Annotated in this window: 15 protein-coding genes; 9 read left to right on the top strand and 6 right to left on the bottom strand. The window is 57.2% G+C overall.

The features are described from left to right. The first annotated feature begins 39 nt into the window (after positions 1-39). Positions 40-642: an alpha-ketoglutarate-dependent dioxygenase AlkB family protein gene (locus ACGKZZ_RS02585; protein WP_411221865.1), complete on the top strand. Its 603-nt coding sequence runs from the start codon at positions 40-42 to the stop codon at positions 640-642. Here the strand turns inward: ACGKZZ_RS02585 and ACGKZZ_RS02580 are convergent, their stop codons facing one another. Beyond that, positions 643-1,473, bottom strand: a complete 831-nt coding sequence (locus tag ACGKZZ_RS02580; RefSeq protein ID WP_411221864.1) for an ABC transporter permease — start codon at positions 1,471-1,473, stop codon at positions 643-645. A gap of 126 nt (positions 1,474-1,599) precedes the next feature. On the opposite strand from ACGKZZ_RS02580, the gene cysQ reads away from it, so the two are divergent. From cysQ to ACGKZZ_RS02540, 8 genes are all read left to right on the top strand, one after another. Continuing rightward, positions 1,600-2,397, top strand: coding sequence for a 3'(2'),5'-bisphosphate nucleotidase CysQ (gene cysQ / locus ACGKZZ_RS02575; protein ID WP_411221863.1), 798 nt, complete (start codon positions 1,600-1,602; stop codon positions 2,395-2,397). A 7-nt stretch (positions 2,398-2,404) separates the two neighbouring features. Then, the gene (locus ACGKZZ_RS02570; RefSeq protein WP_411221862.1) at positions 2,405-3,655 is read left to right on the top strand and encodes a glycosyltransferase family 2 protein; all 1,251 of its coding nucleotides are present in this window, start codon (positions 2,405-2,407) and stop codon (positions 3,653-3,655) included. Positions 3,656-3,768: 113 nt separating this feature from the next. Beyond that, complete coding sequence (gene galU, locus ACGKZZ_RS02565) at positions 3,769-4,659, top strand: UTP--glucose-1-phosphate uridylyltransferase GalU (protein WP_411221861.1); 891 nt, start codon at positions 3,769-3,771, stop codon at positions 4,657-4,659. Then, positions 4,660-5,643 (top strand): UDP-glucose 4-epimerase GalE, encoded by a 984-nt coding sequence (gene galE / locus ACGKZZ_RS02560; protein ID WP_411222196.1) that lies wholly within the window; start codon positions 4,660-4,662, stop codon positions 5,641-5,643. 115 nt (positions 5,644-5,758) lie between these two features. Continuing rightward, the gene (locus ACGKZZ_RS02555) at positions 5,759-6,841 is read left to right on the top strand and encodes a glycosyltransferase (RefSeq protein WP_411221860.1); all 1,083 of its coding nucleotides are present in this window, start codon (positions 5,759-5,761) and stop codon (positions 6,839-6,841) included. 43 nt (positions 6,842-6,884) lie between these two features. After that, on the top strand, positions 6,885-7,895 hold the full coding sequence (locus tag ACGKZZ_RS02550; RefSeq protein ID WP_411221859.1) for a glycosyltransferase family 2 protein: 1,011 nt from the start codon (positions 6,885-6,887) through the stop codon (positions 7,893-7,895). After that, positions 7,892-9,598: a beta-1,6-N-acetylglucosaminyltransferase gene (locus ACGKZZ_RS02545; protein ID WP_411221858.1), complete on the top strand. Its 1,707-nt coding sequence runs from the start codon at positions 7,892-7,894 to the stop codon at positions 9,596-9,598. Before ACGKZZ_RS02550 ends, ACGKZZ_RS02545 begins: the two co-directional genes overlap by 4 nt. 4 nt (positions 9,599-9,602) lie before the next feature. Beyond that, on the top strand, positions 9,603-11,042 hold the full coding sequence (locus ACGKZZ_RS02540; RefSeq protein ID WP_411221857.1) for a sulfotransferase family 2 domain-containing protein: 1,440 nt from the start codon (positions 9,603-9,605) through the stop codon (positions 11,040-11,042). 12 nt (positions 11,043-11,054) lie between these two features. Here ACGKZZ_RS02540 and ACGKZZ_RS02535 read toward each other — a convergent pair whose 3' ends face one another. The 5 genes from ACGKZZ_RS02535 to lptC all read right to left on the bottom strand — a co-directional run bounded on the left by ACGKZZ_RS02535 (position 11,055) and on the right by lptC (position 14,189). Further along, positions 11,055-11,519, bottom strand: a complete 465-nt coding sequence (locus ACGKZZ_RS02535) for a PTS sugar transporter subunit IIA (RefSeq protein WP_411221856.1) — start codon at positions 11,517-11,519, stop codon at positions 11,055-11,057. A 40-nt stretch (positions 11,520-11,559) separates the two neighbouring features. Continuing rightward, positions 11,560-12,129, bottom strand: coding sequence for a ribosome hibernation-promoting factor, HPF/YfiA family (gene hpf / locus ACGKZZ_RS02530; RefSeq protein ID WP_411221855.1), 570 nt, complete (start codon positions 12,127-12,129; stop codon positions 11,560-11,562). Between the two features lie 226 nt (positions 12,130-12,355). Beyond that, positions 12,356-13,114: an LPS export ABC transporter ATP-binding protein gene (gene lptB / locus ACGKZZ_RS02525; RefSeq protein WP_411221854.1), complete on the bottom strand. Its 759-nt coding sequence runs from the start codon at positions 13,112-13,114 to the stop codon at positions 12,356-12,358. Then, positions 13,114-13,596 (bottom strand): lipopolysaccharide transport periplasmic protein LptA, encoded by a 483-nt coding sequence (gene lptA / locus ACGKZZ_RS02520; protein WP_411221853.1) that lies wholly within the window; start codon positions 13,594-13,596, stop codon positions 13,114-13,116. Before lptA ends, lptB begins: the two co-directional genes overlap by 1 nt. Continuing rightward, positions 13,593-14,189, bottom strand: a complete 597-nt coding sequence (lptC, locus tag ACGKZZ_RS02515) for an LPS export ABC transporter periplasmic protein LptC (protein ID WP_411221852.1) — start codon at positions 14,187-14,189, stop codon at positions 13,593-13,595. The genes lptA and lptC overlap by 4 nt, the downstream gene beginning before the upstream one ends. Positions 14,190-14,191 lie beyond the last annotated feature (2 nt).

The following is a 14,191-nucleotide window of genomic DNA, read 5'->3' as shown; positions in this document are numbered from 1 at the left end:
TGGTATGTCTTTCACGAAGAGGTAGAATAAATTGCGAACATGACCGTTCTTCGCATCCGTGACTTCGAAATTCACCCCGCCTATATCCCTGCGTCAGAGCAAAAAGATTTGGTCGAGCGGCTTCGCGCGTGCTTGGCAGTAGCGCCCCTTGTCCAACCGACGACGCCGCGCGGCAAAGCGATGTCGGTGCGAATGAGCGCGGCCGGCGATTACGGCTGGGTCAGCGATGCAAAAGGCTATCGTTACGAGCCGCGACATCCGTCGGGTGTTGACTGGCCGCCGATTCCCGACGCTCTGCTGAAGATCTGGCGCGATCTGGTTCCCGATGCGCGGCTTCCTGAATGCTGTCTGATCAATTGGTATGACGGAGCGGCAAGGATGGGCCTGCACCAAGACAAGGACGAGGCGGATTTTTCCCAGCCTGTCGTGTCGATCTCACTTGGCGACGAGGCCTTGTTTCGCGTGGGCAACGCGACGCGCGGCGGCAAGACCGAGTCCATCTGGCTGCGCTCGGGCGATGTGGTCGTCATGCAAGGCGCGGCGCGGCGGGCCTATCACGGGATCGACCGCGTGCGCCCTGACAGTTCGACGTTGCTGCCCAATGGCGGGCGGATCAACCTGACCCTGCGTGTGGTGACCTGATCACCGCCGGGCCGACCAAGAGGCAGACGCGTGCTTGCGGGTATAAAATTCGCCCATCAGGCCGATCATCAGCAACACAAGCGTGAGGTACATCACGTATTCCCAATTGCTGTTGCGCGGGACGTAATTGATGAAAGCAAACCCTCTGGCCTGATCAATGGTGTGAAACAACGGGTTCCAGTCAAACATCGACACCATGAAGGCGGGCAGCGAATTGGCAACGAACATCTTGCCCGACGCGATCATGTTGGCGCGCTTGTAAAGCGTCGCCAGCGTGCCGGTAAAGCCTGGAAACCACGGTTTCATCGCCAAAAAGACCAATCCCACTGCGCCACCCGAAATCCATGACAACAGCAACATGCCGAATACCGGAACAGGATCGACAATCTCGGTCAGCACGTAGGGGTTCATGGCCACGTCATAGACGAACAAGATGAGGATCATCGCGAGCACCTGGATATAAAGCGTCGAAATCATGCCTGAGGCGATCGACACAAAGGTGTTCATCGGGGCGTGCTGCATCATCGGACTGGACGGCCCTTCGCTGCCGAACACCGCGCCGACCGCCTTGTTGTGAGTCATGAACATGAAGATGCCGGTCAGCAGAAAGATCACGAAATCCCCCCGAAGGGCCAAGCCCTTCAAGCCCATGATCGTGAACATCGCGTAGAAGAAAAGCACGAACATCAGCGACTGGAACACGCTGATCGCAATCGACATGAATGCGTTCCCATGCGCCTTGCGAATGGAGCGAACGGTGTTGTGATACACCAGCTCGGCAAGATTCACAGCCGAGGACACCCGGTTCGTCGGGACCGATTTTTGAAACATCTTCGTCTGCCTTTGCCTCAGCCCGCATTTTCGGCGTCAGTTTCTCTGACTGTTGTTGCGGACAAATATTAAGCGGATGATAAGAGAGACGCGCTTTCAAATCAATTGATGTGGGGTCGGTCCGCGATGAACTATGATGCACTGATGCAAACGATGCGCCGCCTTGCGCTTGAGGCTGGCGACAAGATCATGGAAATCTATCACTCCGATGATTTCGACATACGGGCGAAATCCGACGACAGCCCCGTCACTATGGCCGATGAAGCGGCGGACGCTTTGATTTCCGACGGGCTTCGCGACGCCTTTCCGGATATGCCCTTGGTGACCGAGGAGCAGTCGGACACACATGATCTGCAAGTGCGCGATTTCCTGATTGTCGATCCGCTTGACGGCACCAAGGAATTCATCCACCGGCGCGGCGATTTCACTGTCAATATCGCGCTTGTCGAAAACGGAGTGCCAACGCGCGGCGTAGTCTATGCGCCGGCGAAAGACCGTCTCTTTTACACCGATGCAACCGGACAAAGCGTCGAGGAAAGCGGCCCCTTTGACAAGGAAAGGATCGGCGCTCTTGCGCCAATCAAGGTCTCGGAACCGGATGAAAACGGCCTGATGGTCGTGGCGTCCAAATCCCACCGCGATCAGGCAACGGATGACTACATCAACCGCTATTCGGTCAAAGACAGCAAAAGTGCCGGGTCATCGCTGAAGTTCTGCCTCGTGGCCACTGGAGAAGCCGATTTCTATCCCCGTCTCGGGCGCACGATGGAATGGGACACCGCTGCTGGCCATGCGGTGCTGAGTGGCGCTGGCGGACGGGTTCTGCGTCTGGATGATTTGCAGCCGTTGACGTATGGCAAGGCCACATTCGCCAATCCGTTTTTTGTGGCAACCGCGCCGGGCATCAACCTATCCGTCGCCTGAACTCAACATGACGCCGTTTTCCGTCAGCGTCGTCATCGTGAGCCGCAACAGGGCCAATTGGCTTCGCAGATGTTTGCTCGCGGTATCCCAGATCGATTATCCGCTATTTGAAATTGCCGTGGTTGCCTGCCCTGCTGGATCCCGCATTGCGCGCGCTGCGCGAGCGCCCAGCCGTATCACAGTTCTGGAGTTTGACCGCCCCAATATCTCAGCCGCGCGCAACCTTGGCATCGCGCAGTCAAACGGAGAGATCGTCGCGTTTCTTGATGATGATGCCGTGCCGGAGCCGACGTGGCTGCACCACATCACTGCACCTTTTGTCGAGACCAGTGTCGCGCAAGCGGGCGGGACGACGCTGGGCCGCAACGGCATATCGGTGCAGCACGCGGCGACACGCGTAGACCTGACCGGACGCTCATTTCCGGCCCCCCTCTTGAAGCCAACAATTCAAGTCATCCTACCGCAAAACACGCTGTACCCGCGCTTGCACGGCACGAATATGGCGATCAGACGCAACGTGCTGGCGGACATGAACGGCTTTGACCCCCGCTTTGCGTTCTACCTCGATGAAACCGATCTATGTTTGCGGATTGCGAAATCCGGCGGCCAAACCGCGTTCGTTCCAAAGGCTGTGGTGCATCATGCAAGCGGACCCAGCACATTTCGAACCAAAGCGCGGACGCCGCGCACGCTATTCGAGATCGGGGCGTCCATTGGCGTGTTCCATCAAAAACATACGCCCCCAGCCGAGCGTCAGGCGGGCAAAGACCTGATTTTTGCGGACCGGCGCAACTGGTTGCTGCGGCATATGCAAAGCGGCGCGATCATGCCGGATGGTGTTGCGCGTCTGATGAGCGAATTGGAACATGGCTATCGGACTGGCATTACGAGGTATCCGGACGATAGACCCGATTTGAATTTCGTGGACCACCGATCGATGGAACAGGCTCCCGCGCGTTCAAAGCCCGACCTGTATCTGACCGGTCGCCCCCTCGCGCGCAGAAGAACCGACACTGAGGCCCGAAAACTGGTGCAAGACGGTCACCGAGTCACCGTGTTTGAATATTCCAGAACCGCCATGTATCATCACGTCATGTTTACTGAAGGCGGTTACTGGCGTCACACTGGCGGCATCTACGGGCGCGAACTGCGAGGCGAACCGCTTTTGCAAAACGGCACGTTCGAAACTCGGATCAACCGCACGTTGCAAAGATTGGAGGGTATCCGCTCGAAAAACGCTTTGATCGGCAAAATTTAGACTGAAATCGAGAAAAAACCGCAGTTATTTCCCAGTTATGTCATACACGCCTTAGCATTCTTGTGACATACTCACGAACGCGCAGTAAGACGCGAGGAACAAGGAACCGCCCCATGCGCAAAAAAGTGACAAAAGCCGTTTTTCCAGTGGCCGGGCTTGGCACCCGTTTTCTACCCGCCACCAAATCCGTTCCAAAAGAAATCATGACTCTGGTCGACCGTCCGCTGGTGCAATACGCCATCGATGAAGCGCGCGCGGCGGGTATCAAGGAATTTATCTTTATCACCTCGCGCGGCAAAAGCGCGCTTGAGGATTATTTTGACCAGTCTCCGCTGCTGGAGCAGGAGCTGCGCAAAAAAGGCAAGCTCAATATACTTGAGGACTTGAAATCCACCAACATGGAAAGCGGCGCGATTGCCTATATGCGCCAGCACAAGCCATTGGGCCTGGGACACGCAGTCTGGTGCGCCCGACGTCTGATCGGTGACGAGCCGTTCGCCGTCATGCTCCCCGATGACGTCATTTCCGCCGAGAAGCCCTGTCTGCAACAGATGGTCGAGGCGTATGAAGAAACGGGCGGCAACATCGTCGCCGCGATGGAAGTGCCGAGGGACAAAACTGCAAGCTACGGTATTCTGGACGTGAAAGACGACATGGGCGCGCTCGTGTCCGTGAAGGGAATGGTGGAAAAGCCCCGTGCCGAGGACGCGCCGTCCAACCTTGCGGTGATCGGCCGCTATATCCTGCATCCCAATGTCCTCAAAAACCTGAACAAGATCAAAACCGGCGCGGGTGGTGAAATTCAGCTGACCGATGCGATCGCTCCGGAAATCGATGATACCGGGGTCTATGGCTACCGCTTCCGTGGACAGCGTTTTGATTGCGGTTCGAAAGCCGGATTTCTCCAGGCGACGGTTGCGTTTGGATTGGCGCGAGACGATCTCAAGGACGACCTGCGCAGCTTCCTTGATTCCGTGATGCAGATTGAAAGCGCGGCAGAGTAGATTATGAAAGTCCTTGTCACCGGTGGTGCCGGCTATATCGGATCACACGCGTGCAAGGCGTTGTCCAAAGCGGGCTTCACGCCGGTCACATTCGACAATTTCTCAACCGGGTGGCACGACGCGGTTCAGTTCGGCCCCTGCGTTGAGGGTGATTTGACGATCCGCGCCGATATCGACCGCGCCTTTGCGGACCACGCGCCAGCGGCGATCATGCATTTCGCGGCGTTGAGCCGGGTGGATGAAGCGATGGCCAAACCCGGTCTTTATTGGCGCAACAATGTCCTTGGATCGCTCAATCTTGTAGAGGCAGCGGTGGAGCATGGGTGCCGCGATATCGTATTCTCCTCAACCTGCGCAACCTACGGTGATCAGGACAACGTGATCCTGAACGAGACCACGGCGCAATACCCCATCAATGCCTATGGCGCGTCAAAGCAAGCCATCGAACGCATGTTGCACGACTTCGAGGCGACGCACGGTCTCCGCCATGTGATTTTCCGGTACTTCAACGTAGCCGGAGCAGATCCCGACGCCGATGTGGGCGAGTTTCATCGTCCTGAAACCCACCTTATCCCGATCGTTCTGGATGCCGTTGCGGGAACTCGCGACGGAGTGACCGTGTTTGGCACCGATTATCCGACCCCCGATGGCACATGCGTTCGCGATTATGTGCATGTCAGCGATCTGGTAGATGCGCATATTCTCGGACTTCGCTGGCTCATGGACGGCAAGGAGAGTCGCGACTTCAACCTCGGGACGGGTACCGGCTTTTCCGTCCGCGAGGTGATCGACGCCGCGCGCAGGATCACCAACAAGGACGTGCCCACCAAGGTCGGAAATCGGCGCGCCGGAGATGCGGTGAAGCTGGTGTCCGGGTCGGTGCGCGCAGAAGAAGAGCTTGGCTGGCAGCCCAAACGGTCTGACATGGCGCACATGATCGAGGATGCATGGCGCTGGCATCAAGTTGCTGACTATCAAAGATAGCCCCGCCGCCGCGCATCTGCTTGACGTGACCCGCACCGTCAGCCGCGCTGGCCTGCGCCCGACCGGGATCGACCGGATCGAACAGGCCTATATCGAACATCTTGCCGCGTGTCCGATGCCGCTTTTCGGAATTCTGCGCACCAGGCTTGGATACCTCTTGCTCGACAAAGCGGGTTGCCAAACTCTTTTAGCGCAAGCCAAAGCGCCGGTTTGGCAAGACACCGACATGATTTCACGATTGACACGCCGGAACGCGCCCTTGCGCGGCGCGGTCGAAACCGGGCTTCGCCGGATCGCCTTGGATCGCGCGACACCGTCACGGCTCGGCAGGATGTTGAAGCGTCACCTTCCAGCCGGAACGGTCTATTTCAACACCGGACAAACCAATTTTACCGACCGCATGATCCACAGCCTTGCACAGTGCGAAAGGCTGAAGATCGTACCCTACGTGCACGATACCATTCCACTTGATTGGCCCGACACCCAGACCCAAAAATCCCGCCTGAAATTCCAGGGTTTCTTCAAGCGGGTCGAGAGATATGCCGATCTGGTTCTTTGTAACTCGAACGACACCAAGGCCCATATCTTAAAGCACGCGCGTAGGCTGAACCCCCTTTCTGTAAAGGTGATTTGGCCGGGTTTACCCAAGATGACTTTGGGGGCAGCGCCCGCGGGTCCGTGGTCGGGCAAGCCATACTTCATGGCGATAGGCACGATCGAGCCGCGTAAGAACATCGGCTTTCTGCTCGATCTTTGGACGGATCACACTGGCCCGAACGCGCCACGGCTATTGATTTGCGGCCGGCGCGGATGGCTCAACGAAGACGTGTTTCAGCGGCTCGACCAGAGCCCACCCAACGTGCACGAATTGCCAAATCTGTCCGACCCTGAAATGTGGGCGCTGTTACAAGGCAGCACGGGCCTGCTCTTTCCCAGCCGGGCCGAGGGCTTTGGATACCCTGCAATCGAAGCTGCGCAATTGAAAGTGCCTCTAATCTGCAACCCTTTGCCAGCCTTAAGGGAAGTGTTGGGGGATTACCCTATTTACGCAGGCGAATCAGACCGCTACCTTTGGGCCACTAAGATCGAGCAACTGACGCAGAGATGTCGGGGCCAAAGCGGTGAGCAGACAGAACAGCGGGCGTTCGACGCCCCCGGATGGCAGGCACATTTCAACCGGCTGTTTACACTCCTTTGATACCCAGACGCGACGTGCGACCCGTAAAACAGAAAGCTGACGCTTGGGTGTGGTGCAACGATACGGCTTAAGGCTTCAGCGCAAGCGCTGGAGAATTCGCGCGTTCCGCAAACGCCGCGAACTGAAACCTGTGTCCAAACGCACGGATCACATTCGCAAGAACGATATCCTGTTGTTCTGCACATTGCGCAACGAAGGAATCCGTCTGCCCTATTTCCTTAAGTACTATCGCGAGATGGGCGTTTCGCATTTTTTCTTTGTAGACAATGACAGCACCGACGGAAGCGCCGAAATGCTGGCCCAGCAGCCGGACGTCTCGGTCTGGCACACCCGTTCGAGCTATAAGCGCGCGCGCTTCGGAATGGACTGGCTCAACTGGCTGTTGCGCAAATACGGCAGCGGTCATTGGTGCCTGACCGTCGATCCAGACGAATTCTTCGTCTACCCATTCTGCGATTCACGCCCCCTGCCTGCGCTCACCGACTGGTTGGAAGCATCCTCGATCCGCTCATTCAGCGCAATGTTGCTGGATATGTATCCCAAGGGACCAATAGATGCGGTGCCCTATCAGGCCGGGCAGAACCCTCTGGACATCGCCGCATGGTTTGATTCAGGAAATTATACGCTCAAGCGCAATCATCTGCTGGGCAATCTCTGGATACAGGGCGGCCCACGTGCGCGCGTGTTTTTTCCCGACCGGCCCGAAGCAGCCCCCGCACTCAACAAAATTCCCTTGGTGAAGTGGGACAGGCGATACGTCTACGCGAGTTCCACACACATGCTGTTGCCGCGTGGCTTGAACTATGTCTACGACGAATGGGGCGGCGAAAAAGCCTCTGGCGCGCTGTTGCACACGAAGTTTCTGAGCACATTCAACGAAAAGGCGATGGAAGAACTCAAGCGCCGCGAGCATTACGCCGGAAGCCAGGAATATCTGGCCTACGCCAGCGCGCTTCGGGACAATCCGGAGCTTTGGTGCAAGTGGTCCGAGAAATACATCAACTGGCGGCAGCTTGAAATTCTGGGCCTCATGTCGATGGGGAACTGGGCATGAGTATCGGCATCGTCATGCTGGCCCACACCGCGCTGCATCGCGCTGAACAGACTGCGCGCCATTGGACCAAGGCAGGTTGTCCGGTGGTCATCCATGTTGACGAGGTTGTGTCGAACAGGCGCTACAAGATTTTTACCGAGCGTCTCAGCGATGACCCTCTGATCCGTTTTTCGCGCCGCCATCGATGCGATTGGGGAACCTGGGCACTTGTCGCCGCAAGCCAGGACGCCAGCGAGATGATGCTCGATGAATTTGAAGACGTCAGCCATGTTTATCTGACCTCCGGTTCATGTCTGCCGCTGCGCCCTGTTCAGGAACTGATCGACTACCTCAAGGCGCGCCCGCGCACCGATCACATCGAAAGCGCCACAACCGCCGATGTGCCCTGGACCGTCGGCGGTCTGGATGAAGAACGTTTTACCATGCGCTTTCCATTTTCATGGCGCAACAACCGGTACCTGTTTGACAAGTTTGTCGAATTGCAGCGCAGGCTGGGATACCGCCGCAACATTCCCGATGGGTTGGTGCCGCATATGGGCAGCCAATGGTGGTGTCTGACGCGGCAAACGCTGGCGTCGATCCTGCATGACCCCAAGCGCAAGGTGTATGACCGCTACTTCCGCCATGTCTGGATTCCAGATGAAAGCTACTTCCAGACATTGGCGCGGCTGTATTCGACCAACATCGTCAGCCGATCCCTCACCTTGTCGAAATTCGACTTTCAGGGGAAACCACATATTTTCTACGACGACCATCTGCAATTGCTTCGGCGCTCGGATTGCTTTGTTGCCCGCAAGATCTGGCCCAATGCCGAGCGTTTGTACGACACGTTTCTGAATCCCAAACCGGGCGAATTGAGCTTGCAGGAGCCCAATCCGGGCAAGATCGACCGGATTTTTGCCAAAGCCGTAGACCGCCGAACGCGCGGCCGTGCCGGGCTCTACATGCAAAGCCGTCACCCCAATGAAGATTGGGAAAACGGCGTCACGGCGGCGAAATACTCGGTGTTTCAGGGGTTTACCGAACTGTTCACCGACTTTGAACCGTGGCTGGCGCAAGTGACCGGAGCGCGCGTGCACGGGCATCTGTTTGCGCCGGATCGGGCGCATTTTGCCGACGATCAGACAGTGATGAATGGTTCACTGTCTGACAGTGCAATCCTGCGCGACTATGATCCGAAGATGTTCCTCACCAATCTGCTGTGGAACACGCGCGGCGAACGCCAGTGCTTTCAGCTTGGCCCGCACAGCACCCGTCATGTGATCTGGGACATCGCGAAAGACCCGAACGCGCAGGTATCGGTCATCAGCGGCGCCTGGGCGATCCCGCTGTTCCAATCCAACCGAACCTTTGCCGATCTGCGCAAAGAGGCAGCGCAGCTGCAAAAGGTCGAGACCGAAATGCTCGACGCGCTTCGGTCGCCTTATTCAAAATGCCGCAAACGGATTTGGACAATGGCCGAATTCATCGAAAGCCCGATGGAGGCCATTCAGGTGATCGTTGACGAGATCGGTTTTCAACCCAACCGCCGTCTGAGCGAAGCGCCCAAGATGGTTGACCTGACGGGCTTTGGCCAATTTCTGCAAAACCTCAAGAACCAGGGAATGCATCCCTACTTGATGGGCGATTTTCCCGCCGACCCGATTGCGCAGACACCGATCCGCGCATCGGCGCCTCCACGCCCCTATTTGGTAAAGAAGTAAGGCGATGACGGCGAATTTTGATTATTTCGTCGTGTTTGCCGAAATGCGGACCGGTTCGAACCTGCTTGAAGATTACCTCAACCAGATCGACGGCATCACCTGTTTCGGCGAAGCATTCAATCCAAGCTTCATCGGATATCCAAACCGCGATGACATTCTCGGTGTGACGCATCTACAGCGCGAGGATAATCCCGATCGCTTGCTCAAAGCCATCCGCACTCAGGCCAGGAAATTAGGCGGCTTTCGGTATTTTCACGACCACGATCCACGGATTTTACCTACTCTGCTAACCGACCCGCGCTGTGCCAAGGTGATCCTGACGCGCAATCCGATCGACAGCTATATAAGTCTCAAGATCGCGCGTGCGACAGATCAATGGAAACTGACCAACTTCAAGAATGCAAAGACAGCAACGGCCCATTTCGATGCCCACGAATTCGAGCGTCACGTCGGCACTCTTCAGACTCGTCAGCTTGAGCTGATGCATGGATTGCAAGTCACCGGGCAGACGGCATTCTACATCGGCTATGACGATCTGCACGACACTGACGTGCTAAGCGGACTGGCGCATTGGTTGGGCGTACCAACTGCGCCTGACAGCTTTCAAAGCACTCTCAAACCGCAGAACCCGCAACCGCTTTCTGCCAAGGTCGAGAATTTCGACCAGATGCAGGCGGCGTTACGTAGCTTTGACCGGTTCGATCTGACGCGCACGCCAAATTTCGAACCGCGCCGCGGGCCGGTGGTGCCCTCGTACAAGGCCTGTACAACGCGACCGTTGCTTTACCTGCCGATCCGGTCGGGCCCCGAAGACATGGTCAGCCAATGGATGAGCGCTCTGGATGGCGACGGCTCTGAGCTTGAGACGAAGTTCAATCAGAAAACGCTGCGTGGCTGGTTGCTCGACAATCCCGGTCACCAGCGGTTTACCGTCTTGCGCCATCCCGTCGCGCGCGCCCACGCCGCGTTTTGCGATCGCATTCTGAACACCGGTCCGGGCAGCTTTACCATGATCCGAAACCAGCTGATCCGCTTTCACGACATTGACCTACCGGAGGACATGAACGATCCGGCCTATGACGCCGCTGCACACAAGGCAGCATTCAAAGGTTTTTTACGTTTCCTGCGCGCCAATCTGAACGGCCAGACGAGTATTCGAGTTGACGCCCACTGGGCCAGTCAGGTGTCCTGTCTTCAGGGCATGTCGGAGTTCTGCCTGCCCGACCACGTTCTGCGCGAGGCAGATGTATCAACCGCACTCCCGGCGATCGCTCGGAAGCTGGGCATCGCGACGCCTCCTCCGATCGCACATACTGCGCATCCGCTTCACGAAAAGCTGGCTCGGGTGTATGACGCAGACATCGAGACCCTGTGTCGCGATGCGTATCCGCGTGATTACATGATGTTCGGATTCAAAGACCTGGACGTGAAAAACCCCGCCTGAGCGGGGTTTGGATCAAGCTGCCTGCACCACCGCGGCTTCGGTGATGATGGTGTGCAAGGTCGCCGGATCGGGATTTGCACGCAACTTGGCGCAAAATTCCTGATCCCGCAGCGTGCGCGATACCAGCGCAAGCGCTTTGAGATGCTCCACCCCGGCATTTTCGGGAGCGAACAACGCGAAAATGACATCCACGGGCTGGCGGTCCACCGCTTCAAAATCAATCGGCTTTTCAAGCAGCATGAAAACGCCGACAACCGATTTTACACCATCGAGCCGCGCATGTGGCAGCGCGACACCGTGGCCCACACCGGTGGGGCCAAGGTTTTCGCGCTCCATCAATGCCTCGACCGCGCGCTGTGCCGGGATGCCATACGCAGACTCCGCCACATCCGCGATGTCATGCATCAAGCGCTTCTTGCTGGACGCACTCGTCACGGCCTTGACGGCCTTGGGATTCAACAGGTCTGCAAATTTCATGTGCTGCTCGCGTTATGGACGAATGTCGCCCGTAATCTGCTTACGGATCAATCCAGCCGATGTTTCCATCTTCCCGACGATAAACGACGTTCACTCCGTCCTTTTTATCATTGCGGAACACCAATACCGGCAGCCCCGCCAACTCCATCTGCATCACCGCTTCGCCAACAGTCAAAGATGGAATTTTCGTTTCCATCTCTGCGACGATGATCGGTTGAAGCGACTCCGGCTCGTTCTCTTGCTCATGCGTATTCAAATCGCTGGCGAGGATATAGGAGGATGCGCCGATGAGTTCAACCGGTTCTGTACGGTCCTTGTGGTGGTCCTTGAGACGGCGCTTGTAACGCCGCAACTGCTTGTCCATTTTTTCGCAGCAGCCGTCGAAAGCGGAATAGATTTCAGTGGCATGCGCCTTGGCAGTCGCGTTCAAACCGGTCGACAGGTGAACCACTGCCTCACAGACAAATTCATGTGCGCTCTTGGAAAAGACGACTGTCGCATCCGTCGGTCGCCCGGCATATTTGCCAAGCATTCCGTCCAGTTCGGTCTTCACATGGGTTTGAAGCGCCTCACCGATGTCGATCTGTTTGCCGGTTATCTGGTAACGCATATGATATCCTTTTTATTATCTTAGCTCTGCACGCAGACGCACCCGACGATAGCAGGGCGGCGGTGTCGAGCAAAGGGGGGAGAGGGCGTGTGGAGCATAGCGATCAATCATCCAACCGCTGTGACGAGGTCAGCCATAACGTGACGAGTTGAGTTTTCAAACGCCATACGACCATTTCAATCCCGCGGCGCACATCTGTCAATGACTTCCACCTGAAAGCCGGCAATTATCCAATGCGGAAATTGTCGCCCAGATAGACGCGGCGCACGTTTTCATTGCGCACCACTTCGTCGGGCGAGCCCGACATGAGCACCTTGCCATCATGCAGAATGTAGGCGCGATCCACGATCTCGAGCGTGTCGCGCACGTTATGATCGGTAATCAAAACGCCGATGCCCCGCTTCTTGAGGTCGGCAACCAGATGGCGGATATCCACAACACTGATGGGATCCACCCCCGCGAATGGCTCGTCAAGCAGGAGGTATTTGGGATCGGCAGCAAGGCATCGGGCGATCTCGACCCGGCGGCGCTCACCACCCGATAGAGCAAGCGCCGGAGCGCGGCGCAGATGCTCGATGGAAAACTCACCCAGCAATTCCTCCAGCCGCTCGCGTCGCTTGAGCCTGTCGGGCTGACTGATATCCAGAATGGCGGTGATGTTGTCTTCGACCGACAAACCACGGAAGATCGACATTTCTTGTGGCAAATACCCGATCCCCAGACGCGCGCGCCGGTACATCGGAAGGTACGTCACGTCTTGCCCATCGATCAGAACCTGCCCGCCTTCAGGATTGACCAGCCCCGCGATCGCATAAAACATCGTCGTCTTGCCGCTCCCGTTCGGGCCAAGCAAGGCGACAACTTCGCCGCGCTGAACCTCAAGCGTGACGTCACGGATGACCACACGTTTCTTGTAGCTCTTGCGCAACTGACGAACGACCAGCCCGCTTTGTCCTTCGGTGACGGAAAGCGTCGGCTGCGGCATCAGTTCTCTCCCGACTGGAAGACCGTGCGAACCCGGCCCTCCATCTGGGCCGTGCCGTTTTCCAGATCGACATCCATCGTGTCGGACACCAGCGTATTTGCGCCTTGGGTCAGCAGCACGTTGCCGATCATGCGGATGGTGCCGCGATTGACCTCGTATTCGGCGCTGTTCGCCTCGGCAGCCTGATCGCCATTCACCAAGGTCACACCACCAGTGGCTTCAAGACGTTCGACTCCGGACTGATTTTCGGTGTAAAACACCAACACCCGGGGAGCAGAGAGCCGCATCTCGCCCTGTCCGATGACGACGTTCCCGGTAAACAGCGCCGATCCGTCATTCTGGGACACGGACAATGCGTCCGCACTCACCTCGACCGGCAAGGAGGTGTCCTGCTGAACGGTGCCGAACGCCACTTCCGTTCCTTGACCAATTGCCGCGGTCGACAGGCTTAGCATACATAGTAGTGTCACAACTCGGATCATTGCTCTGCCTTTACTTGTTGCGGCGTATATACCAGCTTTACGCCATCGGTGAACAGCAACTGAATATCCGAACTGTCGTCGTCTTCCAGCACCCGAAGCTTCCCTGCCGAAAGCGTCAGGCCAGGCCCGTCCGCATTGACCGGCGCCTGGCTTTCAATATCGACACGCTCGATCGCAGCGGCAAGGCTTTCGGTGCGCACGGTGTATCCCGAAGTGCTTTGCAGGGTGACGCCGCCCTCCAGATGAACCATCTCGCTTCCGTGCATCTGCCCGACCGCGGCATCAATTGTGATCCGATTGCCGTCCTCAACATCCAGAACAATATGCAGATCGTCTGCCACCACATCGGAGCTGCCAACGCTCTGCGTTCGCGCTTGCCTTGCTTCGAGGGTCAGCGCACGACCATTATCGGTGGTCCCGGCGTAGATGGGGCGACCCACCTGTTCGGATTGGCTGGGGTCGGTGCCATCGGTCAAAAGCGGAAGTGTCACAATCGGATCAGGACCACGCGAATACAGAAACACGGTCGACAAAAGCACCAACGCGCCCAATGGCAGGAGAATTTTCAACCAGGCGATCAGGCGCGAATACATGC

This window comes from Marivita sp. S2033, assembly GCF_046592965.1.
Lineage (GTDB): Bacteria > Pseudomonadota > Alphaproteobacteria > Rhodobacterales > Rhodobacteraceae > Marivita.
Note: the sequence above shows the minus strand (reverse complement) of the source record. Positions and strands in the feature narration are given on the sequence as shown.